The organism is Flavicella sediminum (assembly GCF_006381105.1).
Classification (GTDB): domain Bacteria; phylum Bacteroidota; class Bacteroidia; order Flavobacteriales; family Flavobacteriaceae; genus Flavicella; species Flavicella sediminum.
On the sequence record NZ_VDET01000002.1, the window covers coordinates 24,475 to 50,894 of the forward strand.

Genomic DNA, 26,420 nt, shown 5'->3' on the forward strand with positions numbered 1-26,420 from the left:
GTTGATTTATTTGTGCTATTATTTCACGTATAAAACTTCTTTTACTTCTTTGATTACATCCGTATAATCTGGCAACCATTCTGCCAATAAAACTGGAGAAAATGGTGCTGGAGTATCTGCTGTATTGATACGTTTGATTGGTGCATCTAAATAATTGAAAGCTTTTTCTTGTACTTGGTATGTAATTTCAGTTGAAATATTTCCGTATGGCCAAGCTTCTTCCAAAATAACCAATCTGTTTGTTTTCTTTACAGATTCTATGATCGCATCAATATCTAACGGACGAATAGTTCTTAAATCGATAATTTCAATTGAAATCCCTTCTTTTTCTAAAATCTCAGCAGCTTTATAAGCTTCTTTTATAATTTTTCCAAAAGAAACAACAGTTACATCTGTTCCTTTTCTTTTGATATCAGCAACACCTAAAGGAATGATATATTCTCCTTCTGGCACTTCACCTTTATCACCATACATTTGCTCAGACTCCATAAAAATAACAGGATCGTTATCTCTAATTGCTGCCTTTAACAAACCTTTTGCATCATAAGGATTTGAAGGTACCACAACTTTTAATCCAGGAGTATTTGCAAACCAGTTTTCAAAAGCTTGTGAATGTGTTGCACCTAATTGTCCTGCAGAAGCAGTTGGTCCTCTAAATACAATTGGACAAGGAAATTGACCTCCTGACATTTGACGGATTTTAGCCGCGTTGTTTATAATTTGATCAATACCAACCAAAGCAAAGTTGAAGGTCATGTATTCAACGATAGGTCTGTTACCCGTCATTGTAGAACCTACCGCAATTCCTCCGAAACCTAATTCAGCAATGGGCGCGTCAATAACACGCTTTGCACCAAATTCATCTAACATTCCTTTAGAAGCTTTATAGGCTCCATTGTATTCTGCAACCTCTTCACCAATTAAGTATACGCTTTCATCCAAACGCATTTCTTCACTCATTGCTTCACAAATTGCTTCTCTAAATTGTATTGTCTTCATTATAGTATTCTTTATGAGCGAACAAAAATAAGGATTTTCATTTCATTATTTATACTTAGTTTTTAAAAAAGCTAAAAATAATCTAATATTCTATTTTAGATTCCTATCATAACGGCATCCTCATTAAAACTTATAAAAAATTAAGAATCTCCTAAAATCTGCTTTTTGACTCTGACTTGCCTCTAGAAACGAAACCTCACAAAAAAAACACCGTCCTTAATCAATTAAAAATTAGCAAAATATGATCGTATTATTTTACTATGCATGCATAGTTTTTTTGAAAAAAAAACAGTAACTTCGCTTTGCAAAATTAACCTTATAAGTCACTATATAATGAAAATTCTAGTATGTATTAGTCACGTACCCGATACGACTTCAAAAATAAACTTCACTGATAACAATTCAGCATTTGACACCACAGGTGTTCAATATGTCATAAATCCATATGATGAATTTGCACTAAGTCGTGCCATGTGGTTCAAAGAAAAACAAGGAGCAACGGTAACAGTGATTACTGTTGGAAACGCCACTACAGAGCCTACTTTAAGAAAATGCTTGGCCATTGGTGCAGATGATGCAATCAGAATAAATACCGAAGCATTAGACGGTTTTCAAGTTGCGAAAGAATTGGCAGAAGTTGCGAAAGCAAATGCTTATGATTTGATTTTAACAGGTAGAGAATCGATTGATTATAATGGCGCTATGGTTCCAGGAATGCTAGCTGCACTTTTAGATTTTAATTTTATAAATGCCTGTGTAGGTGTAGAAATTGAAAGTGGCGCAGTTACAGCTTCAAAAGAAATTGATGGAGGTACAGAAACTTTAGCGACTACATTGCCTGCAGTAATTGCGGGACAAAAAGGTTTGGTTGAAGAAAAGGATTTACGCATTCCAAACATGCGAGGAATTATGATGGCACGTAAAAAACCACTTGCCATAGTTGAACCTCAAACGATAGAAGTAGCTACAAAAGCAATTAATTTTGAAAAGCCAGCTGAAAAGTCGGCTTGTAAATTAGTAGATGCTTCAAACATTGATGGATTAATTGATTTATTACACAACGAGGCGAAAGTAATTTAACTTTTGGGGACCAAGTATCAAAAATGACCTATGGAGTTCCCTAAAAGAAATTCATTCGTCACAATTTATAATTTATAATAAAAAAAATATGTCTGTATTAGTTTTTGCCGAAGCATCGGAGGGGAAATTTAAAAAAATTGCTTTTGAAGCAGTTTCTTACGGAAAAAAAGTAGCAGAACAATTAGGAGTTTCATTAGTTGCATTGACTATAAACGCAGATAATGCTGCTGAATTGGCTGCCTATGGTGCTGCCAAAATCATAAAAGTAAATAATGAAGTTTTAAAAAGCTTTGATGCCAAAATTACGGCAAATATCATTCAACAAGTAGCAGAAAAAGAGGCCAGTCAAGTTGTGGTTATTGATTCTAGTTCTAACGGATTGTATCTAGCTCCATTGGTTGCTGTAAACTTAAATGCAGGATTTGCCTCGAACGTAATGGCAGCGCCTAGTTCTACAACTCCTTTTGTAGTAAAGAGAAAAGCTTTTTCAAACAAAGCATTCAATAACACGGAAATTAACACCGAAGTAAAAGTAATTGGCTTGGCAAAAAACTCTTTCGGAATTTTTGAAAACAACACAACGGCAAGCGAGGAAGACTTCTCTCCTGAAATCATTGCTTCTGGCGTGAGTTCTGTAGGGGTAAATAAAGCTTCAGGAAAAGTTACTATTGCCGATGCAGAAATAGTTGTTTCTGGTGGTAGAGGATTAAAAGGACCAGAAAACTGGGGATTAATTGAAGATTTAGCAGAAGTATTAGACGCAGCATTAGCTTGTTCTAAACCGGTTTCTGATTTAGGTTGGAGACCACATGGAGAACATGTAGGCCAGACCGGTAAACCTGTTGCCTCTAACTTATATATCGCCATTGGAATTTCAGGCGCCATACAACATGTTGCCGGAATCAACGCTTCCAAAGTAAAAGTTGTCATCAACACAGACCCTGAAGCTCCTTTCTTTAAAGTAGCTGACTATGGAATTGTTGGAGATGCTTTTGAAGTAGTTCCAGAATTAATTGAAAAGTTAAAAGCATTTAAGGCTCAAAATTCGTAATTTTTATTAAATTGTGCCTTCAAAGACAGTCTATACTAGTAAGATAATTTTGTCTTACAGTATAGACTGTTTAATTTTTGCACCCGCTATAGCAGTATCATATATGAGTTTAATTCAACTTGACATCAAAGGAATTTCGTACAGCCAAACCCAAAGTGGTGCTTATGCGCTTGTATTAACTGAAATAGACGGGAACAGAACCTTACCTATTGTAATTGGCGCTTTTGAAGCTCAATCAATTGCCATTGCTCTGGAGAAAGAAATAAAACCTCCAAGACCATTGACACATGATTTGTTTAAAACCTTTTCAGATAGATTTCAAATTAATGTTACCAAAGTAATTATTCACAAATTAGTGGACGGTGTTTTTTTCTCTAGTTTAATTTGTGAAAGAGATGGATTGGAAGAAATAATTGACGCCAGAACTTCTGACGCCATAGCTTTAGCAACTCGTTTTAACGCGCCTATTTTTACCTATGAGGCCATTTTAGAAAAAGCCGGGATTTACTTAAAGTTAGATGCAGAAGAAATTATTTCTGACACAAATGACTACGAACTAGAAGAAATTTTAGGAGAAGATTCGGATACCAATTCAGAAAATGAACTTTCCAAACTTTCCTTAAAAGAACTTAACGAAGCCTTAAACAACGCTGTTTCTCAAGAAGACTATGAGGCTGCGGCAATTATACGTGATGAAATAGACAAACGAGTTTAACTTGTTTTTCACAATAACAACTGCTTTTTCAGACTGTTAATTACTTTTCTAAAAATATCTCAAGACTATTAAAAATTCTTTTTTGGTTTTCTTATTTTTGTGAAGATTGCCTTGTAACAAAAAGGCCATCTTTTTAAACAATTATACATGAAGCAATATTTAGATTTAGTAAAACACGTTCAAGAAAACGGTGTTTTTAAAGGAGACCGAACTGGAACAGGAACAAAAAGTGTATTTGGTTACCAAATGCGTTTCGACTTGTCCGAAGGATTTCCAATGGTTACCACCAAAAAGCTACACCTTAAATCTATTATTCATGAGTTACTTTGGTTTTTAAAAGGCGAAACTAATATTGCCTATTTACAAGAAAACAAAGTAAAAATATGGGATGCCTGGGCAGATGAAAATGGAGATTTAGGCCCCGTTTACGGACATCAATGGAGAAGTTGGAATGGTGAAGAAATTGACCAAATTGCGGAACTTATTGAAACCTTAAAAACAAACCCTAATAGCAGAAGAATGTTAGTCTCTGCATGGAACCCGAGTGTATTGCCTGACACCAGTATTTCTTTTGCTGAAAATGTAGCCAATAACAAAGCTGCGTTGCCTCCTTGTCATGCTTTTTTCCAATTTTACGTTGCTGAAGGAAAACTTTCTTGTCAATTGTACCAAAGAAGTGCTGATATCTTTTTAGGAGTTCCTTTTAACATCGCATCGTATGCTTTGTTTACCATGATGATTGCTCAAGTAGTTGGCTTAGAAGTAGGAGAATTTATTCATACTTTTGGTGATGCACATATTTACACCAATCATTTTGATCAAATAGAAGAACAACTGTCAAGAGAACCAAAGGCTTTACCTACCATGAAAATAAATCAAGAAATAAAATCAATTTTTGACTTTACCTTTGACGATTTTACTTTAGAAGGTTATGATCCTCATCCTTTAATTAAGGGAAAAGTATCTGTGTAATTATCAAAACAAAAACAAACTAAAATAAAATGCTATGAAAAAATTTATTTAGTGCTTGTTTTTTGTTGTCCACTTTAAGTAAGACTAAACAGCAGTTTAAAAAAAAGTAAAGAGGCATTCAACCAAAAAAGATAAACAAAAAATACAAGCTTTTCAAAATTCAAAGGCAACTAGAAAAAACATCTACTGTACTTTCCTATTCCCCTTAGCTTTGAATTGCTTACATAATTAGTATACAATGACAACAATAATAGCCGCAATTGCAAACAACAATGCATTGGGTAAAGACAATGACCTTATATGGCACTTACCCGCAGACTTAATTCGATTTAGAAAAACAACTACAGGTCACCATATAATTATGGGTCGCAATACTTACGAGTCTATAGGAAAACCTTTGCCCAATAGAACAACCGTAATAATTACTAGAAACCCTGCCTATAAAGCAGAAGGCTGCATCATTGTTAATTCTATTGAAGCTGCTTTGGAAATTGCAAAAAACGATGAAAGTCCTTTTATAATAGGAGGCGCAGAAATTTACAAACAAGCCATTTCTTTGGTAGATCAATTAGACATTACAGAAGTACATCATGATTTTGAAGCGGATGTGTTTTTTCCAGAAATAGATTTAACAGTTTGGAAGGAAACCAAACGAAAACGTTTTACAACGGATGAAAAGAATAAGTACGAATATAGCTTTGTATCTTATTCCAAAAAATAAGGCATAAAAAAAAGGAGAAATCTCTAAGAGATTTGCTCCTTTTTCTAAACTAAACTTAAACCAATCTTTGATAAAATAATATCATTGTAGTGAGAATTGATCGTTAGAAGTAACCACTCAACCTTCAATCAATAATCTGATATTAACATCAAATTATGTGACAAAGATACGACCGTTCCAAAGATATATACCTCATCTTAATTGTCATATATATATGCTATTTTAACCTAGTTGATTTTTTATGACTTTATTAACGATAATATAACACAGAAAAAGACGCGATATTCAGTATATTTGCTAAGCCCTTAAGAAACAGCATTATGAATACGACAAAACCTACTTTCAGAAAAATAGAACCCGATTTTGGAAGCTCTTTCCTGTTAAAACACTACAAAGACTCCGTAAAAGATCGTTTTCCATTTTGGCATTTTCATCCTGAATTAGAATTGGTATATGTAAATCATGGCGGGGGAAAAAGACATATTGGAAATCATATTTCTTATTTTAAAAACAGTCAGTTGGTATTGGTTGGTTCTAATTTACCTCATATGGGGTATACCGATAGACTTACTACCAATGGAACGGAAACTATTGTGCAAATGAAGCCCGATTTTTTGGGTGAAGCTTTTATCAACTTACCCGAAACAGACGCCATTCACAAATTATTTGAACGTGCGAAGATGGGCTTGTTGTTTCATCCTAAAATAAAAAAAGAAGTCGGTCCAAAAATAACACAATTGATTCGCTTGCAAGGAATTTCTAGATTGTTAAAATTCATTGAAATACTACATGAACTTGCCATCACAGAAGATTACACCATGTTAAATGCGCAAGATTTTGCTGTTGAAGTATACCAACAAGACAATGATCGAGTGGATCAAATTTTTAAATACATTACTAAAAACTTCCAAAGTCATATTGCTTTAGAAGACATTGCAGAAGAGGTAAATATGACACCACCTTCCTTTTGTCGTTATTTAAAAAAGGTAACTGGGAAAACATTTACAGCTTTGGTAAATGAATATAGAATTGTACATGCGTCAAAACTATTGGCTGAAAAACCGACAAGTATTACCGATATTTGTTACGAAAGTGGCTTTAATAATTTTTCTCATTTCAACAAATTATTTAAGAAAAAAACAGGTTGGAGTCCTTCTAACTATCGAAATGAAATGAAGAGAATTATTACCTAATTCCATTTCTTTTAAAATACAACAAATCCAATTGAGTGCAGTTACTAATGAACTGTATACCAATAACCTTTTATGATGAAATAATTGTAAACCAAAGCATAAATCCCTAATAACCACAAAAGGAACCACTCAATTGATCCTTGTATTTTATGTCTTTCTTTTTTTACTATTAAAATTGTCAATTGAGCGCAATTCAAATGAATTGTATGCCTTAAACACTTCTTATGATGAATTCATTTATTTAACCTCAGCATAAATTCCCATTAACCACAAAAGGAACCACTCAATTGACAATTGTTTTATTCTATAAATTTTTGTAAGTTGTACTTTTAATAATTGTCAAATTGAGTGCAATTCATATAAATTGTATACCAATAACCTTTTTTATGATGAACTAATTTTTAACCTCAGCATAAATTCCTAATAACCACAAAAGGAACCACTCAATTGACAATTGTATTATATTTTTATTACTTTATTTTTTTCACTCGATGCATATACCGCATCCTGTATTCTTAAATTTTTTAAATACTCCGCTCCTTCCGTTTCAAATTCTTGTTTGTTTATAATTCCGGAAACAAAATGTCGTTGTGTTTCAAACACACAATCTCCAGAGAAATTATTTTTTGAATAGGCATAAACATATTTTTCTTCTTTAGCTCCTAATAATTGTAGGCTAATACTCCCATCGCTATGCAACCTTATCGTTCCTTTATTCCCTTCAACAAGCATTACCCCAAAAGTTAACCTTGGATCTTCTGCTGTATTTTCGTTAAATCTATTGGCATCTAACATACCAAAAGCTCCTGATGAAAAATCAAAATGCACCCAAGCCAAATCTTCACCAGCTATATTTTTATTCAAATTTCTTAATCGGGCATATACACTTTCCACTTCTCCTCCTAAAAAACGAAACGTATCAATAAAATGAACACCCGTTTCATACATCAACAATTTTGACATCGTTCTAAAATAGGGCTGTCTATCTAAATACGCATCTTCAGCCCAGCCATCACCGGTTCTTAATCGAAAATTAATCGTGTGTATTTTATCGCCAATTATTCCTGTATTTATTAATTTCTTTATCTCGCGATGCCATGGCTGAAATCTAAAATTTTCATGAACCATCAATCTAACAGCTCCATCTTTAAATAAATTAACGATAGCCTCAGCTGTTTCTAAAGAACCTCCAAAAGGTTTCTGACAAATTACATGTACTTTATATTTTACCGCTAGTTTACACAATTCAAAATGTGATTCTGGAGGCGTAATGATATCTATAAAATCCGGACGCTCAGTCTTCAACATTTCTTCAACATGTGTATAACTGTTTCCTAAGGAATATTTATCAGCAGACAGCTTTGCTTTCTCTAGAGAAAAATCACAAACAGCAACTATTTTCACATTGTCCATTCGTTGCCAAGCTTCAAAATGAAACTGGCTAAAATACCCTGAACCTATACAAACACCTTTTAATATTTTCATCATTTAATACATTTTATATGATTTTTCAGGACGAACTTTTAACCATAAAAATATTGCTATTACATTAAACAAAGCTCCTAAGTAAAAAAACAATTCCACAGAACCTGTCCAACCTTGAATATAAGGAAACAACAAAGCGGTAATAAATGCACCTACATTTCCAGCCATGTTCATGGTTCCAGAAACGGCGCCCGCATGTTTTTCTCCTATATCTATACAAAATGCCCAAGAAGAAGGTAAGGTCATATCGGCTCCAAAAATGGCCAAACTTAAAAACAAAATAGCCCCTTCAACAGTTTCCATATGAACACTCATTAACAAACCTATAGCTGCCAATGCAAAACCTAAAGAAGCTGGTAAAACTCTTGCTTTTTTCCATTGCCCTTTCTTATAAATAAAATCACTTAAAAATCCAGAAAACCAATTTCCAAAAGCTCCAAAAATTAAAGGGATGGCCGCATACATTCCTGCTTCAACATTTTCTAAACCGTATTTAGATTTTACATGCGGAAACAACCAAGTAAGCGCAAAGAAAAACGTAAAATTGCTACAAAAATATTGTCCCATAGCCAGCCACATGTTTTTAGATTTCAACAATCTTTGAAAATCTAATTTTTCTCCTGGCACATCTTTGGCTTTTTGCTGTCTGTTTTCAACAATATAAGCGACTTCCTCTTTATTTAATGAGGGATGCTCTTCTGGATTGTCTCTGAAAAAAGCATACCATACAACAGCCCAAATAATTCCTATAAGTCCTAGAATAAAAAAAGTATTTTTCCATCCAAACCCATCTAATAAATAGGCTACAAGTGGCAATGAAAACGCAGCACCTAAGCGAGATCCTGAAAAATTAATTCCGGTCACCAATCCTCTTTCCGACATGGGAATCCAACTATACACCGCCCTTGAAATACTTGGAAAAGCACCGGCTTCTCCTGCTCCAAACAAAAACCGAACAATTAATAAGGAAACAAAATTCCATACCAAACCGGTAAATGCCGTAAATACGGACCAGATAATAACAATGGCAGAAAGTATTTTTCTTGGTCCAAATTTATCCGCTAAAATTCCACTTGGTGTTTGACACAAAGCATAGCCCAAAGCAAATACAGAAAGTACCCAACCCATTTGTTTATCTGACAATAATAAATCTTCAGAAATAGAATCTTTAGCTACAGAAATACAAACTCTATCGATATATAATAATAAGGACAATAGGAAAGTTCCTAGAACCATGAAATATCGTCTTGGAAAAAATTTAGTGGTTTTATTCATTGTTTAGTTTAGTTAGTATATGGGCAAGGGCATCATTATCTCCCACATTTCCTGGGAAAATAATATAAGGCACCTTTGGAAATTTTGTTTCTTCTCCTAGCTTCCAAACGGGAACGCCAGGAATAATTTGTCCTTCAACAAATGCTTTTTTAACCCCCAAAGCTTTTACAGCAATATCACTTGAAGTAATCCCTCCTTTGGCTAAAATATATTTCGGACAGGTTTGCAATCCTTTTACAATACGGATCAAGCTAGAAGAAACTTGGTTTACAATTTTCAAACTTTCTACGCCATCAATTCCTGTTTTAACAAGTCGTGATGTGTAAATAACCACTTCTTTTCCTGCTCCTAAATTTGCATCTATAAAATGGATTGCTTTATTTATTTCAATCTGTTGTTCTTCTTTTTGCAGTAGTTTAGTTACTTCTACTTCATAAAAAGCATACGATTTGTTTTCTTTTAATTTCGTTAATTGTGCTGTTGTTTTAGGAACATAAGAACCTACAATTGTTAAACCTCCAATTCCTGTACTTATCAATTCTGACTTTTCAAGGAGTTCTTTTTTTTCAATATTCGCAATAGCATTTACAAAGGAAGCCGAACATCTAATAACTGCTGGCAAAGCAGATTGTAAAAAGCCCAAAGCAAACGATTGTAAATCTTCATAACAGGTTGCATTCACCACATAAAACTTGTCAGCTTTATTGACTAATAAAGTTTTACAAACTTGCACGGGACCTTGTTTTCTAAGAACATCTAAAGAAAAACTTTGAACCGCTTCCGCTTTAACCAATCCTCCTGTTTTCTCTGAAATCCATTCTTTTAGATTGGAAGCAGTATATCCAAAAGTTGCATCCTTAGCAAAAGGACTTTCTCCTACGGGAAAAAATACGCCATCCTGCTCCATATAATGCACATCATTCACAGTCACTCTTCCTCCTTCAAAAAACGCAGGAATTAAAAATTGTTTGCAATTATCAAGCCCTAAACCGTTTTCCAAGGCACTTGTTTCTGCTTGATAATGTCCTCGTAAGGTAGAATCTCCCCTACTTAAAATTATGGTACTTTTGTTATATTTCGATGCCGATTTCCCTACTCGATCAGCGATTGTTTTAGCAACTTCATAGGCTTTATTTTCCTGAAAGCTTCTAGAATTAGTCAAAATAAAAAACACTCTTGTACCACTTTCAAATTCGCCATCTAAAGTTTCCTGCTCCCAATCGGTAAGCACTGAAACTCCATGTACTGTTTGCGTACCTGTCGGATCATCATCCAACACAACAATAACGGGTTTGCTTTTAGACAAGCATTCGGCAATCTCTTCCTTATAACTTTTTTGCTTGTCTGAATTATAAACAGCCAATTTTATGTCTATTTGTTCAGTCATTTTATCTTTCAATCGCTATAATTCTTGCCGGAGAACCATCACCTTTTTTTACTTTTAAAGGAAGCGCTATCAAACTTACTGAGGCCGATTTAATTTTATCTAAATTCACCAAACCTTCTACAATAATGATATTCCCTTTCATTAAAATTTCATGAATCAAGGTGACTTCTTCTATTGAGTTTACATCGGCTACAGAAGGTGGTTCTACACCAATCATGTTAATTTTCTTAGCAACACACCATTCAGCAAATTCTTGACTCAACCTTGGCAATTCGTTTCGATACAAATCCGTTCCAAAAAACTGACTCCAACCTGTTTTTAACAACAGGCTGTCACCGTCTTTTACTTTTTCAGCAATTTTCCCTAAATCATTTATAGAAATCAAACCTTTCGATTTGATATGAGATAGATCGACCAACCAGGCTTTAGAAATTAATCTATCTACAGGAATTTCATCAATTGTTTGGCTGCTCACATTAAAATGCAAAGGAGCATCCATGTGTGTTCCAATATGAGAATACAGTTGCAATGTTGAAGCATTCCAACCATCTTCTTCCATAGATTTTGCAACACTAATCGTCACCCCAGGATCACCATTTGAAATGCTGCGTGTTAAATCGATAATTTTATTTCCTGTATCTATTTGCATTTTATTTTTTAGCGTTTAAGGCTTCTAATACATTGTTCATAATATCGGTTGTACTTGCAGTACCTCCTAAATCTTTCGTAAATTCTCCTTTAGAAGTTGCTTTACCTATGGCTTCCATAATTGCTTTTGAAGCCTCCAATTCGCCAATATGTTCCAACATAATCGCTCCTGACCAAATTTGTCCAATTGGATTTGCAATATTTTGTCCAGCAATATCTGGTGCCGAACCATGTATAGGTTCAAACATAGATGGGAATTCGTTTTCGGGATTGATATTTCCACTTCCTCCTAAACCTAAACTTCCCATAATAGCACCTCCTAAATCTGATAAAATATCTCCAATTAGATTTGTCGTTACAATTACATCAAAAACTTCTGGTTTTAAAACAAAACTTGCAGAAGCATTATCTACATACATTTTATCATAGGCTACATCTGGGTATTGTTCAGCAACTTCTGCAATAACCTGATCCCAATATTTTAAACTATGTATTAAGGTATTTGACTTAGTTACATTGGTCACCTTCTTTCTTCTTTTTTGCGCTAATTTAAACGAATAATGTGCAATACGCTCAATACCATGTCGAGTAAATATACTGGTATCAATTGCCATTCCTCCTGGTTTATCAGCATGCATTATTTTTCCGCTTTGTACAAATTCACCTTCGTTATTTTCTCTTACAACAACAAAATCAATGTCTTTTTCTGTTTTATATCTTAACGGACTTTCAACACCTGCAAATAATTTTACCGGGCGGTAATTTACATATTGTTCAAATGCTGTTCTAACTTTAAACGTATAATCTCTTGCTGGCAAAGTATCATCTACTTCTGGCAAGCCAACGGCTCCAAAAAAGATGGCATCAAACCTTTTCAAATCTTCCAAAGCATTGTCTGCCATAAACTGACCATGCTCTTTGTAGTAACCAGCACCATATGGAAACTCTTCTGTCGCTATTTCGAACCCAAACTTTTTAGCAGCCGCATGTACAACTGCCATTCCAGCAGGTACAATTTCTCTTCCTATCCCATCTCCATTTACAACTGCAATACTGTACTTTTTACCCATCTTTCTAGAAATTTAATATAATTTTTATTTTAAAATATTTTGCGCAATTATTTGCACTGTGATTTTATTAATTTATTGTTCTACAATATTAATGATAAAATTAGATTAAAAAAATGCTTCGATTCAAGTTTAATGCGCAATGTTTTGCACAACTCAAAGTTCTGTATTAAATTTGGAAAAATATTATTATGAAAAAAACGACTCTTAAAGACATCGCAATCAAACTGCAAGTTTCGGTTTCAACCGTTTCTAGAGCTTTACAAAATAATCCTAGAATTAGTAAAGAAATTCGTGACTTAGTTTTACAAACAGCGAAAGAATTGAATTATTTTGCGAATAAAAACTTTGATTTTACTGGCTTAAAAAAAATGAATGCCATAGGGGTTATCGTTCCAAAAATAAGTTATCACTTATATGCAATGGCCATTAGTGGTATCGAAAAAATTGCTGAGGACAATAATATGAAAATCATTATATGCCAATCTAACGAATCTTATGAAAGAGAAAAAGGCTTGGTAAAGGAACTTATAGAAATTGGAATTGCTGGATTAATTGTCTCTCATGCCAGTCAGACTAAAAATTTTTCACATTTTCAAGAAGCGAAAGATCACAACATTCCGCTTGTATTTTTTAACCGATTGTGCGACGAAGTTGAAAGTGATAAAGTTGTGTTAGACAACTTTAGAGCCGCTTATGATGCGACGCAGCATTTGATAGAAATAGGTTGCCAAAAAATTGCTTATATCGGTGGCCCAGAAATTTTGCAAATTAGCAACACACGCTTGTTAGGCTATAAAAAAGCACTTGCCGACAGCAATTTTTCCTTAAATGAAAAACTGATAGACTACTGTAATTTCAATCGAGAAAGTCATTTAACCCTTGCTAGAAAACTGCTTTACGCACCAACACACCCCGATGGAATTTTATGTTTTAGCGATCAAATTGCTATTTCTGTAATGTTGGCCGCCAAAGAAAGAGGTATAAAAATACCTGAAGATTTATCGATTATAGGATTTAACAATGAACCTATTGATGAATTATTAGACCCAACCTTAACAAGTGTAGATCAACCTGATTACGAAATGGGTCTTGCCTCCGCACAATTCATCATCAATAGAATAAAAAACCATCAAATAAAAAACACTAGAAAAATATTAAAGTCGAATTTAATTATTAGAAATTCTACTAACAGAAACAAACGCTAATTAAGTTTTCAAGAGCTTTTTTAAACGCATATTCTTATTATGATTTAAGGCTTGCGCCTCCTCTAGAGACACCTGTCTAAATCTAATTTTATCACCCGGTTTTTGCTGTCCTAAAAAAGGAAGGTCAATAGCAATCACATTTGCTATTCTTGGATATCCGCCCGTGGTTTGCGCATCAGTCAATAAAACTATAGGCTGTCCATTTTCAGGGACTTGCACCGTGCCTGTAATGATTCCAGAAGAAAGTAATTCTGCTTTTTCTTTTAAGCACAAAGCGTCTCCTTCCAATCGATAGCCCATTCGGTTACTTTGGGCACCAATCACATATTCCTTTTCGAAAAACGTTTTTTGGGATTCTTCTGAAAATAAATCAAACTCAATGCTAGGTAATACTCTTACTGTTAAACTTGAAGTATAGGCTAACTGAAACTCTTTGGGTACTTTTTTAACTTCTGTAATATTTTTAGTATTTAACAAAAGTCTATCCCCTTTTTTCAATGCTCTTCCTTGAAAACCTCCTAAAGCAGCATATGAGTATGTCGAAAAACTGCCCAACTCTTTTTCTAATTGAAGTCCCCCCGAAAATGAAATATAGGTCCGTACACCTGAACTCAACTTTCCAAAACTAAGCACTGCTCCTTTTTCAACTTTCACACTTTTGTACATGGCAATAGCAGTGCCATTTATTTGAGGATTTAAATTAGCGCCGGTAATCCCTATAAAAGTTGTTGAATGAAATTTCATGACAGGTCCTATTAAAGTAAGCTCTAAAACAGCTTCATTCGAATGATTTCCAACCAGCCAATTAGCCAACTTAGCCGCATCTGTATCCATAGCGCCCGAAATTGGCATTCCGTAGTCTTGGTACCCAAATCTGCCTAAATCTTGAATTGTTGTAGAAAACCCAGGTTTAAGAATTTCAATCATGTTTAAGATTTTTATATTCCTCTAAACTAATTTCAACAAACTTAATTCGATCTCCTTGTTGAACTTTGAATGGAGTTTCCAAATTGGTTTTATCAAAAATTTTAACTGGGGTTTTGCCTATAATTTGCCAACCACCGGGACTCGCCACCGAATACACACCTGTTTGCTGACCACCAATTCCGACAGCTCCTTCTTCAATTCTCATCCTTGGATTGGCTTTTCTAGGACAAAATAATTTTTCATCCAAACCTCCTAAATAAAAAAAGCCAGGAGTAAAACCCAACATATAAACTAAATATTCTGGCGCCGTATGTAGACTAATTATTTCCTCTTTTGTTAAACCAGTATGTAAAATAAGTTCCTCAAAATCCTTTCCAAATTCGGTATCATAACAAACAGGAATTTCAATAAGTCTAGTAAGCTGTCCTTTTTTTTCTTCTAAAGGAATATGTAATAATAGAGCTTTCAATTCTTTAAAAGAAATAATATGCGCATCATAACTTATGGTAATCGTAGTAAAGGCAGGAATGATTGCAACAATTCCTTCTATTTTTTTCTCTTTTAAACTGCGGGTGTAGTTCACGATGATTGTATGTATTTCCTCAGAGAAACCTTCTGAAAAAGTTAACAACACTGCTGAATCTCCATACACCTCACATTTCAACATATTAAAATGATTTTATTTGAATATTTTTATTTAAAAAATCTTTTCGAAGTTTGTTGACAAACACCAGCGCATTTTCAGAATCGCCATGAACACAAATGCTTTCCGCTTCAATATGTAAAAGTTCACCTTCTATAGTACTTACTTTATTCTCTAAAAGCATTTGCAAAGCTTGTTTACTAGATGCTTTTACAGAAGAGATAACAGCTCCTTTTTTTGTTCGTGGAACTAACAAACCATTATTTGTATAAGTACGATCAGCAAAAACTTCCTTTACAAAAGGAATACCGACAAGGGCTGCCGCTTTTTCCATTTGAGAATTTGCTTGTCCTAAAAAAATTAAATTTTGCCCAAAACTTTTGATTACTTCTGCTATTTCTACCGCCAAATTGAAATCCTTAGCCGCTTCATTGTACAAAGCTCCATGAGGTTTTACATGACTCATTTTACCTCCATGAAATTCAGTTAATTTTTGAATAACACCGATTTGATAGCGCAGACTTGCCTTTAATTCCACAGAAGAAAGGTCCATTTTTTTTCTTCCAAAATTCTCTAAATCTGGATACGAAGGATGTGCACCAATTTGCACGCCGTTTTTAATAGCCAAAACAATAGCATTCTGAATGGTTAAAGGATCTCCACCATGAAAACCACAAGCGATATTACAAGAAGTAATCAACGGAATTAAGGCTTCATCTTGACCTATTTTCTTAGCGTAATAACTCTCACCAACATCACAATTTAAATCAATTCGCATAAGGTTTCTTACTTTAGTTCATATACAAAAGGAAGTCTTGCCTGCATACCCATTGCTGTTTTTAAATCTTGTAGTTTTTTAAACAATTGAAAATTTGCAGTACCTACCCATTCTTTTAAAAGTGAGGCTTCCGATTTTATAAAGGGAATTCCTTTTAAAGTCTCTTTAAAATCTTTTTCATAAGAAGGGTAATTTACGGTTCTATAATCGCTCAGTCCGGCTGCTGTTGCTGCAATTTCCATAGCCCTTTCCAATCCACCCAGTTCATCTACCAAACCGTTCTGTAAGGCTTGCGTCCCCGTCCAAACTCTACCTTGTGCAAGTTCATGCGCTTCTTCAAAAGTCATGTTTCTACCTTTGGCAACTTTACTTACAAACGAATGATACACTTTATCAACTCCTTCTTTGGTTACCTTATAGTACGCAGCATTCATCGGTTGAAAAGCACTGTAAGAACCACCTTTATTCGTCGCAACTCTATCAGAATGAATTCCAATGTTTTCAGAAAACTCACTTATATTTGGAACAATTCCGTAAACGCCTATAGAGCCAGTTATGGTTGAAGGTTCAGCAACTATTTTATCCGCATTACAAGCAATATAATAACCACCTGAAGCTGCTAAGTCTCCCATAGAAACAATCAATGGCTTTTCAGCTTTTGTCAACTCCAATTCTCGCCATATCAAATCAGAAGCCAAAGCACTTCCTCCGGGAGAGTTCACTCGTAAAACGACCGCTTTGATGCTTTCTTTATTTCTTGCTTTTTTTAGAGCTTCAATAATCATTTCTTGTCCCACATAATTTTCATCTCCTCGTCCGTAAATAATTTCACCTTGCGCATAAATCACTGCAATTTTATTTGGAGAAGAATTAAACTTAGCTCCCTTACCTGTTTTTATATAGTCGGTCAATGAAATAGTTGAAAATTTACCTCCAAGTAAATTGGTGATTTTAGCATCATAGGCATCTTTATAAATAACACCGTCCACCAAATGATTCTCTTTTGCCAACTCAGCACTTCTTCCTAACAAATTATCAGCAATATGGTTTAAGGTTTCCTTTGTAACCTCGCGTTCTTCTGAAACTCCCGTTAAAACGTCATCCCAAATAGAATCGATCAATTCTTTTAACTGCAATCGATTTGAATCACTCATTTTATTTTCCAAATAAGGCTCTACCGCACTTTTGTATTTTCCATGTCGAATGACTTCCATTTTCATCCCATATTTATCTTGAAAATCTTTAAAAAATAACGTTTCAAAAGCCAAGCCTTTAAATTCGACTTCTCCTAAGGGACTTACAAAAACGGAATCAGCAACGGAGCTTAAATAGTATTCTTTTTGACCATAAAAATCGCCATGAGCGAAAATAAATTTTCCAGACTCTTTAAATGAAGTCAAAGCCTCACGTATAGATTTTACCTGTGTTAAACCTGCTGAAACAGCTTTTGTCTCTAAACTAATTCCTTTTATGTTGGCGTCATACTTTGCATTTTCTATTGCCGTTGCAATAGCATTCAAACCAATAAAATCCTCATTCTGACCTAAAATTTCAGAAATAGGATCGGTTGCTTTTGGTGCATAATCTTTCACTACAGCTTCTAAGGAAAGTTTTAAAACAGAATTCGTTTTCACTTCAATTTCTTCTTCTTGACCAACAAAAAAGGCAATAAGAATAATTGAAAATAAAATAATTGTACAGGCTATGAAAAAGCCCATAACCGAGGCTAGCAAATTTTTTAAAAAGTCCATTGAAAATTAATTTATGAGCAAATATAAACTATTCTGTTTTCTTTCGTTTCTTTGTGGCTTATGAAATCTACTACTTATTTATCCTTAGGAAGCAATTTATCTGACAAGCTTCAAAACCTAAAAAACGCTGTAAATGCTATTGAACAAGAAATAGGAATTGTTTCAAAAATTTCTTCTATTTATGCAACTCCAGCACTTGGATTTGAAGGAAATGAGTTTTATAATATTTGTATTGAAGTAAAAACCGAACTCAATTCCTCAGAACTTTTAGACAAAATTTTAGCTATGGAAATTGAACTTGGTAGAATTAGAAATGCTCGTGTTGGCTATCAAAATAGAGTCATTGATATTGATGTTATTTTATTTCAAAATGAAGTGCTTGTAAGCAAGTCATTAATCATTCCTCATCCCAGAGCTATAGAACGAAATTTTGTACTTTACCCCTTAAATGAAATCGCCAAAGACACCGTATTCCCTAATACAAAAAACACCATACAACAGCTTCTAGAGCTATGCAAAGACACTAGTAAAATTGAAAAAACAGATCAAAAAATCCGTTAAAAAACTGCAATTAATTAACATAGTTTAACGACCAAACCTTAGCTACAATAAATGAGTGAAAAAATTCGTTTAGTAAAATAATAGTATTATTTTTGCTATTGTTCTACCCTAAGGAATTTGATTAATTTAAATTTTAGAATGACTTTAAAAAACAAAGCCTTAAGAATACTCTTTTTTGCCTTAGTTTCCTCTCAATTATTTGGACAAAAAAAAGTAGAAGAAAAAAAATCCACTTTTAGCGAATACTACGATACATGGGCCGTTGGTTTCGGGGTTAGTAACATAATTCTTCATGGTGACTTGCGTTCCTTTGGGAATTCAGATGGTAGAAAGTACTACAACTTTGGTAGCTATTTATACATTGATAAAATGTTCAATCCTATTCTTGGAATGGAATTGAAAGTTGGCTACTCTAGTTTAGGTGGTGGACGTCAATCATTCTCTGATCCTGAATACAGCTATTATGACATTTTATACACAAACGATTTTCCGAATGAAAATTTTTATATGGAAGGAACTGCATATAGCGCAGAACTAAATGCCGTAATAAGTGTCGATAATTTATGGAAAAGACATAGTGACCGTTGGAATTTTAATTTATATGGAGGGTTTGGTTATCAAAAATACAATTCAAGATTATTAATTAGAAATTACGATCCCCTAAGGTATTTAGATGATGTTTCTGACGAAGGAGTTGTTATTGAAGCTGATTTTGGCAGTAATAAGTTCCGAAAAGATAAAAACTACGCTAAATCCGTATTTTTAAATATTGGAGTCGGTTTAAAGTACAGAGTAAATAGAAAAATTGACATTGAACTACGTTCATCAATCTACGTAAATCACGAAGATCATCTTGATGCTGCCATTAGTAATCAACAGAATTATGAAAATTACTTTGTGACAGGTCTTGGTTTGGTTTACAAATTTGGAAAAAAAGACAAATATGCTATTTGGGTACATGATGATGAGGAGGAAGAAAAACCTGATTATGATTTTGGTGATGAAGATAATGATGGGGTAATCAATGAAATGGACAAAGAACCTGAAACCCCTATTGAAGCAGAAGTTTATGGTAGTGGTAAAGCAGTAGATTCAGATAAAGATGGGCTTCCAGATCATATTGATAAGTGCCCACTAGTGCCAGGACCAGAGCACAACGAAGGCTGTCCTCCTGATACGGATGGAGATGGTGTTCTTGATATTGATGATGTTTGTCCTGAAGAAAGAGGAATGAAAGAAACTTTAGGTTGTCCAAAAAACTTTGGAGACGGATCTGGTTACGGTTATGGAAATAACGGAGCACCGAACGATGTTTCTGAAAGAATTTTCTTACTATCAAAAAGTATCTACTTTAAATCAGACAGCGATGAAATTAAAGGTGATTCTTACAGTATCTTAAATGAAATTGCCAACATCATGTTGGAATATCCAAATACGCAATTCCAAATTGATGGACATACGGATGATAGAGCTCCTGCTTATTACAATATGAATTTATCTGAAAGAAGAGCTGAAAGCGTTTTGACCTATCTTACAGGTATGGGGGTAAATACCTACCGTTTGTATTCTCAAGGTTATGGAGAAGAAAAACCTACACATTCAAACGACACTGAGCAAGGAAGAAAATTCAATAGAAGAGTAGAAATTAATTTTATTCAACCTGAATCAGAAAAAGGATTGCAAATTTACGACAAAGAGGTAAACATTACCGAGTCTGCAAATTTAATACAACCGCAATTAAGAAGTATTGGTGGAGAAGATACAGATGGAGATGGTGTGGCAGATGCCTTTGACAAAGAACCCAATACACCAGTAGGTGCATTGGTTTACGGAAATGGTGTTTCTGTTGATACCGATAAAGATGGTGTTGCAGATTACATGGACGACTGTCCTTTGAAATTTGGATCAGCAGACAGAAATGGCTGCCCAGAATTTACAGAACCTGTTGCTACGACAACACCTCAAGGAACTCCTAGAGTTAGCATTACAGATACTGACGGCGATGGCGTAATTGATGCTTTGGATGCTGAAGAAGATACTCCATATGGATCAAAAGTGTACGGGAACGGTGTTGCCATTGACACAGACGGAGATGGTGTGATAGATATTTTTGATGAATGTCCGTTAAAACCTAGCACCAACGAAAGTGGATGTCCTGATAAAACAGAAACAACAAACAATACTGAAGTTGCAGCTACCTATACCGTTAAAGATTCAGATGGCGATGGTGTCATAGACGAATTAGATGCTGAAAACAACACACCAAAAGGCGCTAAAGTTTATGGTAATGGTGTTGCAATTGATACAGACAGAGATGGAATTATTGATTTAAACGATGCTTGTCCGTTAGAACCTGGCGTAGGAAATGGATGTCCTAAAGAAATTAAAACGGCTAATAACGGAACCTTCAACTTAAATGATGCAGATGGCGATGGAGTTACAGATGCTTTAGACCAAGAACCTAATACCCCAAAAGGTGCTAAGGTTTATGGTAACGGAGTTTCTATTGATACTGATGGGGATAGTATTGCAGATCATTCTGATGCTTGTCCTTACAAATATGGATCAGTAGACAAAAATGGCTGTCCACTTTCCGAAGACACAGACGGCGATGGTGTTATCAATATTTACGACAAGGAACCAAATACACCTTTTGGTGTAAAAGTATACGGAAACGGTGTTTCTATGGATACTGATAATGATGGAACTCCAGATCATAAAGATGCATGTCCACTTAGCCCTGGAGAAGACAGCAATGGTGGTTGTCCTAAAGAATTGAAAAAAGATAAAAGCGGAACCGTTACTTTAATAGATACAGATGGAGATGGTGTAGTAGATCAATTTGATGAAGAGCCAAATACACCTAAAGGTGCTAAAGTTTATGGAAATGGTGTTGCCATTGATACGGATTATGATAGTATTCCTGATTATTCTGATAAATGTCCAACCGTAGCAGGAAGTATTGAAAAAGACGGATGTCCTGAAGAAAAAGAAGCTACAGGCCAACTACAATTAGTAGATACCGATGGAGATGGAGTAATTGATTTATTCGACAAAGATCCAAATACGCCGGAAGGCGCATTGGTTTATGGAAACGGAATTCCTATTGACAGCGACCGTGATGGATTACCAGACTACAGAGATGAGTGTCCTTTAAAAGCAGGTCCTGTTGAAAACAAAGGATGTCCAAAAGACGTTAAAGAATTTGATTGGAATGATTCTGATGGTGATGGTGTTGTAAATGAATTTGACAAAGAACCAAACACGCCTAAAAACGCAAGAGTTTATGGTAACGGAGTTGCGGTAGATTCTGATTACGATGATGTCCCTGATCATATGGACGATTGTCCTTTTAAACCAGGAAGTGTTGAAAACAAAGGATGTCCTGAAATTAAAGGAGCTATCAAAGGAAATACAATTGACACAGATCAAGATGGTGTTATCGACTTATACGACAAGGAAGCCAATACGCCTTTCGGTGTAAAAGTATATTCGAATGGTGTTGCTATTGATTCTGACAAAGATGAAGTTCCTGACTATAAAGACAGATGCCCGCTTGTAAAAGGATTAAAAAACAACGAAGGCTGTCCTGTAGAAAGTGACTTAGACGGTGATGGTGTTGCTGATGACGATGATTTATGTCCAGATGTTAAAGGTACTGCTGCTAACAAAGGTTGTCCAGATAAAAACTTCGATAAAAGTGTTTCTGTAAGAATTGAAGACTTGGCTAGCCAAATTAAATTTGCCAGAACCAAAAACACTTTGTCGAATGAGACTACTGAAGTTTTAGATCAAATAACCAAAATCATTCAGGAATACCCTGCTACTAAATTTCATATTGAAGCACATACAGATGACAAGCATAATGAAAAATACAGTTTGTTTCTTTCTAAAAGAAGAGCAAATGCCATTATGAAATATTTAATTGACGGAGGCGTTGAAGAGGACAGATTAACAGCAGAAGGTTATGGTGATGAAAATCCAAAATATCCTAACGACAGTGATCTTGCTACAAGTGAATTAAATAACAGAATAGAATTTAAATTTATTCTTCCTGAATAAAAAGGAAACTTAAGCAACAAAAAAAGGCACTCTAAATTGAGTGCCTTTTTTTATTTCAACTATTTTTATTATTTCTTTAAGTCCAATTTTTCTTCGAAATAATCACAGAAATCTCTCATCGTTTCTGCCATCTTTTCATCATTGGTTGCACGCTCAAAAGTATGACTCATAGAAACTAATGTTTGATGAAAAAACTGTTTCATTTCATCAACAGGCATGTCTTTTGTCCAAAGATCAATACGCAATGTATCCTTCTTTTTCGCATCCCATATAGACATCATGATTGCTTTTGTTTCATCTTTTTCTACGCCTCCATCTTCTGCGTTCCAAAGCATTTTTTCCGGAACTTTATTTTCGTCTAATCCAATTTCAAATTCGATTTTCGATTTATGTACTACTGCCATATCTATCCTATTTTTCTTTTTACAAAGGGCAAAGATACAGTATTCAAAAAATTATAATTAACAATTTCAAAAAAAGAAAAGAAACCAAGTCTGTAAAACAAATTATTATTCAGAAAAACACAATTAGCTTTCTTAGAAAGTAAGTATATTTGTTACAAAAAATAAAATTATGGACGCAGCAAAAGCCAACAGCAAAAACATCATTCTTAATTACGGAGCCATACTAGGAGCCACTTCTATTTTAATTAGCCTTACCCAGTATGTTTTAGGACAACATTTATCTCCGAATATGATTTATGGTTTGTTGAGTATTGTGATCATGATTCTAATTACTTTTTTAGCCATTAGAAACTTCAAAGCTACCAATGATGGTTTTTTATCTTTTGGTGAAGCCGTAAAAATTGGCGTTGGCGTTGCAGTTATAAGTGCGGTTATTGCCATTATTTACAATCAGTTATTCATGACTTTTATTGAACCTGATTTTATGGACCAACTGATAGCCAAACAAGAAGAAGATTTATTTAACAAAGGTTTGAACGAAGAACAAATTGAAGCAACCATGAATATGACCAACAAAATGAAAGGCCCCTTTATTTCTTCTGCTATCGGAATTGTTGCTAGTGCATTTATTGGTTTTATTATTTCTGCAATCACTGGAGCCATTATGAAACAATCTAAAGAAGCTTAAACAACATCCCCTCAATGAATTTATCCCTAGTTATCCCCTTATTAAACGAGGAAGAATCTTTAATAGAGTTACATGATTGGATTGTCAAGGTAATGACAGAACACAATTTTAGCTATGAAATACTATTTATAGATGATGGTAGTACGGATACTTCGTGGCAAATTATTGAAAACCTATCCTCTATTAACAAGAATGTTAAGGGAATCAAATTCGCTACCAATTTTGGAAAATCTCAGGCATTAAATGCTGGTTTCTTAAAAACAAAAGGAGATGTAGTCATAACGATGGATGCCGATTTACAAGATGCACCAGACGAAATCCCGGCCTTGTACGACTTAATTACCAAAGAAAAATTTGATTTGGTTAGTGGTTGGAAAAAGAAACGTTTTGATTCTAAAATAAGAAAAAACATACCCTCAAAATTATTTAACTGGGCAGCAAGAAAAACTTCTGGAATTCAATTAAATGATTTTAATTGCGGATTAAAAGCTTACCATCATCGTGTGGTAAAAGCCATTGATGTACATGGAGAAATGCACCGCTATATTCCGGTACTTGCCAAAAATGCGGGTTTTAATAACATTGGAGAAAAAGTAGTCAAACATCAAGCCAGAAAATATGGTGTGACCAAATTTGGAATGGAAAGATTTATCAATGGTTTTTTAGATTTAATTACCATTTGGTTTGTCAGTAAATTCGGCAAAAGCCCCATGCATCTTTTTGGATTAGGAGGTACGTTTATGTTTGTATTTGGTTTCTTTTCAGCCATGGTTATGGGGGGTATTAAATTGGTCAATGTTTTTTATTACCACAAACCTTCTCCTTTAGTTACCGACAGTCCCCTATTTTATATTTCTTTAACCACCATGATTTTGGGAACACAACTATTTTTAGCCGGTTTTATTGGGGAATTAATTTTGAGAACTAAAAAGAACAAACCCGATTACCAAATAGCATCGGAAATATAGATAAAATGTACGTTTTACGCTTATTTCGTTAAGAAACCGTTATAGTAGATTTACGCATTTACTTCAAAAAAAATTGTGAAAATTAACTTATTTTTGCTCAAATTATAAAAAAAACATATGAATACTCAAAACATCATCGACACGGCCAAAGAATGGTTATCTGCAACTTTTGATGCAGCAACTCAACAAGAAGTACAATCTTTAATAGACAACAATCCTGAAGTTTTAGCGGATAGTTTTTACAAAGACATGGAATTTGGAACGGGTGGTATGCGTGGTGTTATGGGTGCTGGAACCAATAGAATTAACAAATATACTTTAGGAAAAGCGACACAAGGTCTTTCTAATTTTTTAATTCAACAAAACCCAAACAAACAATTAAAAACAGTAATTGCTTTTGATTGTCGTAACAACAGTAAAGAATTTGCCAAAGTTGTTGCAGATGTTTTTACAGCCAATGGAATTCAAGTATTCTTATTTGAAGACCTAAGAACAACTCCAGAATTATCTTTTGCTGTTCGTCATTTAGGCTGTGATGCTGGTATTGTATTAACCGCCTCTCATAATCCACCAGAATACAACGGTTATAAAGTTTATGGAGCAGACGGTTGCCAAGTAACGCCACCTAATGATGGTTTAATTATTAGCGAAGTGAACAAAGTTTCTTTTGATAAAATTAAATTTGAAGCCAACGAAAGTTTGTTAACCTATATAGGAAAAGAAGTTGATGAAGCTTTCAACGAAGTTTCTGTTGCCAATGGAACTTTTGGTACTGTAGATAGAAGTGATGTAAAAGTAGTTTTTACAGCTTTGCATGGAACTTCTATTATGTCGGTTCCTCAAGTTTTAGAGAAAGCTGGTTTTAGCGATGTGCACTTGGTAAAAGAACAAGCAGAACCTAATGGTAATTTCCCTACGGTTGTTTCTCCTAATCCAGAAGAAACAGAAGCTTTAGCCATGGCTACAGAATTATCTAACAAAATTGGCGCTGAAATTTTAATGGGATGTGATCCTGATAGTGATCGATTAGGAATTGCTGTTAGAGATTTAGAAGGAAACATGAAATTATTGAATGGAAATCAAACCATGATTTTAATGACCGATTTCTTAATCAAACAAAAGAAAGCAGCAGGAAAACTAGATGGTACACAATTTACAGCAACAACCATTGTTTCATCTGAATTGGTAAAAGTTTTGGCCGACCATTACGGTGTAGAAACGGTTATTACCTTGACAGGTTTTAAATGGATTGGAAAAGCAATAGCCGACAACCCAACGAAAGATTTTGTTGGTGGTGGTGAAGAAAGTTTTGGTTATATGATTGGTGATTTTGTAAGAGATAAAGATGCCGTTACAGCTTGTTTATTAGCCTGTGAAATGGTTGCTCATGCAAAAGCTAACGGAACTACTTTGTACAAACAATTGTTAGAGATTTATAAAACTCATGGTTATTACAAAGAATCTTTAATTTCTATTACCAAAAAAGGTATGGATGGCGCTGAGCAAATTCAACAAATGATTGCCAACTATAGAGAAAACCCGATTCAAGAAATTCTAGGATCAAAAGTAAAATATGTTTGTGATTACGGAACTTCTATCCAAAAGAATTTACTTAACGGAGAAGAAACAGTTATTGATATCCCAAAATCAAATGTATTAATTTACCATACAGAAGATGGAACGAAACTTTGCGTTAGACCTAGTGGGACAGAACCTAAAATAAAATTCTATTTTGGGGTTAAAGCAACACTAAGTGCTATTGAAGATGCAGATAAAGTAGAAGCTCAATTAGATCAAAAAATACAAGATATTATTGAGACCTTAAACCTAAAATAAT

General features: G+C 34.3%; 23 protein-coding genes. 12 read left to right on the plus strand and 11 right to left on the minus strand.

Going from position 1 to position 26,420, the window contains the following annotated elements:
* Positions 1-18: 18 nt before the first annotated feature.
* Positions 19-999, minus strand: a complete 981-nt coding sequence (locus FGM02_RS01015; protein WP_139956084.1) for a pyruvate dehydrogenase complex E1 component subunit beta — start codon at positions 997-999, stop codon at positions 19-21.
* A 333-nt stretch (positions 1,000-1,332) separates the two neighbouring features.
* Here FGM02_RS01015 and FGM02_RS01020 point away from each other — a divergent pair, with 333 nt between their 5' ends.
* The 6 genes from FGM02_RS01020 (at position 1,333) to FGM02_RS01045 (ending at position 6,731) form a co-directional block, all read left to right on the plus strand.
* The gene (locus tag FGM02_RS01020) at positions 1,333-2,079 is read left to right on the plus strand and encodes an electron transfer flavoprotein subunit beta/FixA family protein (protein ID WP_139956086.1); all 747 of its coding nucleotides are present in this window, start codon (positions 1,333-1,335) and stop codon (positions 2,077-2,079) included.
* Positions 2,080-2,167: 88 nt separating this feature from the next.
* Positions 2,168-3,130 (plus strand): electron transfer flavoprotein subunit alpha/FixB family protein, encoded by a 963-nt coding sequence (locus FGM02_RS01025; protein WP_139956089.1) that lies wholly within the window; start codon positions 2,168-2,170, stop codon positions 3,128-3,130.
* Between the two features lie 103 nt (positions 3,131-3,233).
* Positions 3,234-3,845, plus strand: coding sequence for a bifunctional nuclease family protein (locus FGM02_RS01030; protein ID WP_139956091.1), 612 nt, complete (start codon positions 3,234-3,236; stop codon positions 3,843-3,845).
* A gap of 147 nt (positions 3,846-3,992) precedes the next feature.
* Positions 3,993-4,817 carry a thymidylate synthase gene (locus tag FGM02_RS01035; protein WP_139956092.1) on the plus strand — a complete coding sequence of 275 codons (825 nt, stop codon included), beginning with the start codon at positions 3,993-3,995 and terminating at the stop codon, positions 4,815-4,817.
* A gap of 238 nt (positions 4,818-5,055) precedes the next feature.
* The gene (locus FGM02_RS01040; protein ID WP_139956094.1) at positions 5,056-5,538 is read left to right on the plus strand and encodes a dihydrofolate reductase; all 483 of its coding nucleotides are present in this window, start codon (positions 5,056-5,058) and stop codon (positions 5,536-5,538) included.
* Between the two features lie 320 nt (positions 5,539-5,858).
* The gene (locus FGM02_RS01045) at positions 5,859-6,731 is read left to right on the plus strand and encodes an AraC family transcriptional regulator (protein ID WP_139956096.1); all 873 of its coding nucleotides are present in this window, start codon (positions 5,859-5,861) and stop codon (positions 6,729-6,731) included.
* 459 nt (positions 6,732-7,190) lie between these two features.
* Here the strand turns inward: FGM02_RS01045 and FGM02_RS01050 are convergent, their stop codons facing one another.
* From FGM02_RS01050 to FGM02_RS01070, 5 genes are read right to left on the minus strand one after another with little or no spacing between them, the layout of a single operon-like run.
* The gene (locus tag FGM02_RS01050; protein WP_208021458.1) at positions 7,191-8,219 is read right to left on the minus strand and encodes a Gfo/Idh/MocA family protein; all 1,029 of its coding nucleotides are present in this window, start codon (positions 8,217-8,219) and stop codon (positions 7,191-7,193) included.
* Positions 8,220-9,491 carry an MFS transporter gene (locus FGM02_RS01055; protein ID WP_139956099.1) on the minus strand — a complete coding sequence of 424 codons (1,272 nt, stop codon included), beginning with the start codon at positions 9,489-9,491 and terminating at the stop codon, positions 8,220-8,222.
* Positions 9,484-10,878, minus strand: coding sequence for a four-carbon acid sugar kinase family protein (locus FGM02_RS01060; RefSeq protein WP_139956101.1), 1,395 nt, complete (start codon positions 10,876-10,878; stop codon positions 9,484-9,486). Before FGM02_RS01060 ends, FGM02_RS01055 begins: the two co-directional genes overlap by 8 nt.
* Before the next feature lies 1 nt (position 10,879).
* A complete protein-coding gene (locus FGM02_RS01065; RefSeq protein ID WP_139956103.1) occupies positions 10,880-11,527 on the minus strand; it encodes a cyclase family protein in 648 nt (215 codons plus the stop codon).
* 1 nt (position 11,528) lies between these two features.
* The gene (locus FGM02_RS01070; RefSeq protein WP_139956104.1) at positions 11,529-12,596 is read right to left on the minus strand and encodes an isocitrate/isopropylmalate dehydrogenase family protein; all 1,068 of its coding nucleotides are present in this window, start codon (positions 12,594-12,596) and stop codon (positions 11,529-11,531) included.
* A gap of 188 nt (positions 12,597-12,784) precedes the next feature.
* Between FGM02_RS01070 and FGM02_RS01075 the strand changes: the two genes are divergently transcribed.
* On the plus strand, positions 12,785-13,801 hold the full coding sequence (locus FGM02_RS01075) for a LacI family DNA-binding transcriptional regulator (protein WP_243739321.1): 1,017 nt from the start codon (positions 12,785-12,787) through the stop codon (positions 13,799-13,801).
* Here FGM02_RS01075 and FGM02_RS01080 read toward each other — a convergent pair whose 3' ends face one another.
* Genes FGM02_RS01080 through sppA form a run of 4 tightly spaced genes read right to left on the minus strand, consistent with a single transcriptional unit; the run spans position 13,802 to position 17,900 of the window.
* Positions 13,802-14,728 (minus strand): 5-oxoprolinase subunit C family protein, encoded by a 927-nt coding sequence (locus tag FGM02_RS01080; RefSeq protein WP_139956106.1) that lies wholly within the window; start codon positions 14,726-14,728, stop codon positions 13,802-13,804.
* On the minus strand, positions 14,721-15,395 hold the full coding sequence (gene pxpB / locus FGM02_RS01085; protein WP_139956108.1) for a 5-oxoprolinase subunit PxpB: 675 nt from the start codon (positions 15,393-15,395) through the stop codon (positions 14,721-14,723). Before pxpB ends, FGM02_RS01080 begins: the two co-directional genes overlap by 8 nt.
* 1 nt (position 15,396) lies before the next feature.
* The gene (locus FGM02_RS01090; protein ID WP_139956110.1) at positions 15,397-16,149 is read right to left on the minus strand and encodes a 5-oxoprolinase subunit PxpA; all 753 of its coding nucleotides are present in this window, start codon (positions 16,147-16,149) and stop codon (positions 15,397-15,399) included.
* A gap of 8 nt (positions 16,150-16,157) precedes the next feature.
* Complete coding sequence (sppA, locus tag FGM02_RS01095; protein ID WP_139956112.1) at positions 16,158-17,900, minus strand: signal peptide peptidase SppA; 1,743 nt, start codon at positions 17,898-17,900, stop codon at positions 16,158-16,160.
* Positions 17,901-17,960: 60 nt separating this feature from the next.
* Here sppA and folK point away from each other — a divergent pair, with 60 nt between their 5' ends.
* The gene (gene folK / locus FGM02_RS01100; protein WP_139956114.1) at positions 17,961-18,461 is read left to right on the plus strand and encodes a 2-amino-4-hydroxy-6-hydroxymethyldihydropteridine diphosphokinase; all 501 of its coding nucleotides are present in this window, start codon (positions 17,961-17,963) and stop codon (positions 18,459-18,461) included.
* Positions 18,462-18,599: 138 nt separating this feature from the next.
* The gene (locus FGM02_RS01105) at positions 18,600-22,523 is read left to right on the plus strand and encodes an OmpA family protein (protein WP_139956116.1); all 3,924 of its coding nucleotides are present in this window, start codon (positions 18,600-18,602) and stop codon (positions 22,521-22,523) included.
* 68 nt (positions 22,524-22,591) lie between these two features.
* Here FGM02_RS01105 and gldC read toward each other — a convergent pair whose 3' ends face one another.
* Complete coding sequence (gene gldC, locus FGM02_RS01110) at positions 22,592-22,927, minus strand: gliding motility protein GldC (RefSeq protein ID WP_139956118.1); 336 nt, start codon at positions 22,925-22,927, stop codon at positions 22,592-22,594.
* Positions 22,928-23,096: 169 nt separating this feature from the next.
* Between gldC and FGM02_RS01115 the strand changes: the two genes are divergently transcribed.
* The 3 genes from FGM02_RS01115 to FGM02_RS01125 all read left to right on the plus strand — a co-directional run bounded on the left by FGM02_RS01115 (position 23,097) and on the right by FGM02_RS01125 (position 26,419).
* Positions 23,097-23,615: a DUF4199 domain-containing protein gene (locus FGM02_RS01115; protein ID WP_139956120.1), complete on the plus strand. Its 519-nt coding sequence runs from the start codon at positions 23,097-23,099 to the stop codon at positions 23,613-23,615.
* A 14-nt stretch (positions 23,616-23,629) separates the two neighbouring features.
* Positions 23,630-24,583: a glycosyltransferase family 2 protein gene (locus FGM02_RS01120; RefSeq protein WP_139956122.1), complete on the plus strand. Its 954-nt coding sequence runs from the start codon at positions 23,630-23,632 to the stop codon at positions 24,581-24,583.
* A gap of 117 nt (positions 24,584-24,700) precedes the next feature.
* A complete protein-coding gene (locus FGM02_RS01125) occupies positions 24,701-26,419 on the plus strand; it encodes a phospho-sugar mutase (RefSeq protein ID WP_139956124.1) in 1,719 nt (572 codons plus the stop codon).
* Position 26,420: the final 1 nt, after the last annotated feature.

Coding starts and splice junctions, on each gene's coding strand:
- FGM02_RS01015 (WP_139956084.1), bottom strand. CDS start 999: ATGAAGACAATACAATTTAGAGAAGCAATTTGTGAAGCAATGAGTGAA.
- FGM02_RS01020 (WP_139956086.1), top strand. CDS start 1,333: ATGAAAATTCTAGTATGTATTAGTCACGTACCCGATACGACTTCAAAA.
- FGM02_RS01025 (WP_139956089.1), top strand. CDS start 2,168: ATGTCTGTATTAGTTTTTGCCGAAGCATCGGAGGGGAAATTTAAAAAA.
- FGM02_RS01030 (WP_139956091.1), top strand. CDS start 3,234: ATGAGTTTAATTCAACTTGACATCAAAGGAATTTCGTACAGCCAAACC.
- FGM02_RS01035 (WP_139956092.1), top strand. CDS start 3,993: ATGAAGCAATATTTAGATTTAGTAAAACACGTTCAAGAAAACGGTGTT.
- FGM02_RS01040 (WP_139956094.1), top strand. CDS start 5,056: ATGACAACAATAATAGCCGCAATTGCAAACAACAATGCATTGGGTAAA.
- FGM02_RS01045 (WP_139956096.1), top strand. CDS start 5,859: ATGAATACGACAAAACCTACTTTCAGAAAAATAGAACCCGATTTTGGA.
- FGM02_RS01050 (WP_208021458.1), bottom strand. CDS start 8,219: ATGATGAAAATATTAAAAGGTGTTTGTATAGGTTCAGGGTATTTTAGC.
- FGM02_RS01055 (WP_139956099.1), bottom strand. CDS start 9,491: ATGAATAAAACCACTAAATTTTTTCCAAGACGATATTTCATGGTTCTA.
- FGM02_RS01060 (WP_139956101.1), bottom strand. CDS start 10,878: ATGACTGAACAAATAGACATAAAATTGGCTGTTTATAATTCAGACAAG.
- FGM02_RS01065 (WP_139956103.1), bottom strand. CDS start 11,527: ATGCAAATAGATACAGGAAATAAAATTATCGATTTAACACGCAGCATT.
- FGM02_RS01070 (WP_139956104.1), bottom strand. CDS start 12,596: ATGGGTAAAAAGTACAGTATTGCAGTTGTAAATGGAGATGGGATAGGA.
- FGM02_RS01075 (WP_243739321.1), top strand. CDS start 12,785: ATGAAAAAAACGACTCTTAAAGACATCGCAATCAAACTGCAAGTTTCG.
- FGM02_RS01080 (WP_139956106.1), bottom strand. CDS start 14,728: ATGATTGAAATTCTTAAACCTGGGTTTTCTACAACAATTCAAGATTTA.
- pxpB (WP_139956108.1), bottom strand. CDS start 15,395: ATGTTGAAATGTGAGGTGTATGGAGATTCAGCAGTGTTGTTAACTTTT.
- FGM02_RS01090 (WP_139956110.1), bottom strand. CDS start 16,149: ATGCGAATTGATTTAAATTGTGATGTTGGTGAGAGTTATTACGCTAAG.
- sppA (WP_139956112.1), bottom strand. CDS start 17,900: ATGGACTTTTTAAAAAATTTGCTAGCCTCGGTTATGGGCTTTTTCATA.
- folK (WP_139956114.1), top strand. CDS start 17,961: ATGAAATCTACTACTTATTTATCCTTAGGAAGCAATTTATCTGACAAG.
- FGM02_RS01105 (WP_139956116.1), top strand. CDS start 18,600: ATGACTTTAAAAAACAAAGCCTTAAGAATACTCTTTTTTGCCTTAGTT.
- gldC (WP_139956118.1), bottom strand. CDS start 22,927: ATGGCAGTAGTACATAAATCGAAAATCGAATTTGAAATTGGATTAGAC.
- FGM02_RS01115 (WP_139956120.1), top strand. CDS start 23,097: ATGGACGCAGCAAAAGCCAACAGCAAAAACATCATTCTTAATTACGGA.
- FGM02_RS01120 (WP_139956122.1), top strand. CDS start 23,630: ATGAATTTATCCCTAGTTATCCCCTTATTAAACGAGGAAGAATCTTTA.
- FGM02_RS01125 (WP_139956124.1), top strand. CDS start 24,701: ATGAATACTCAAAACATCATCGACACGGCCAAAGAATGGTTATCTGCA.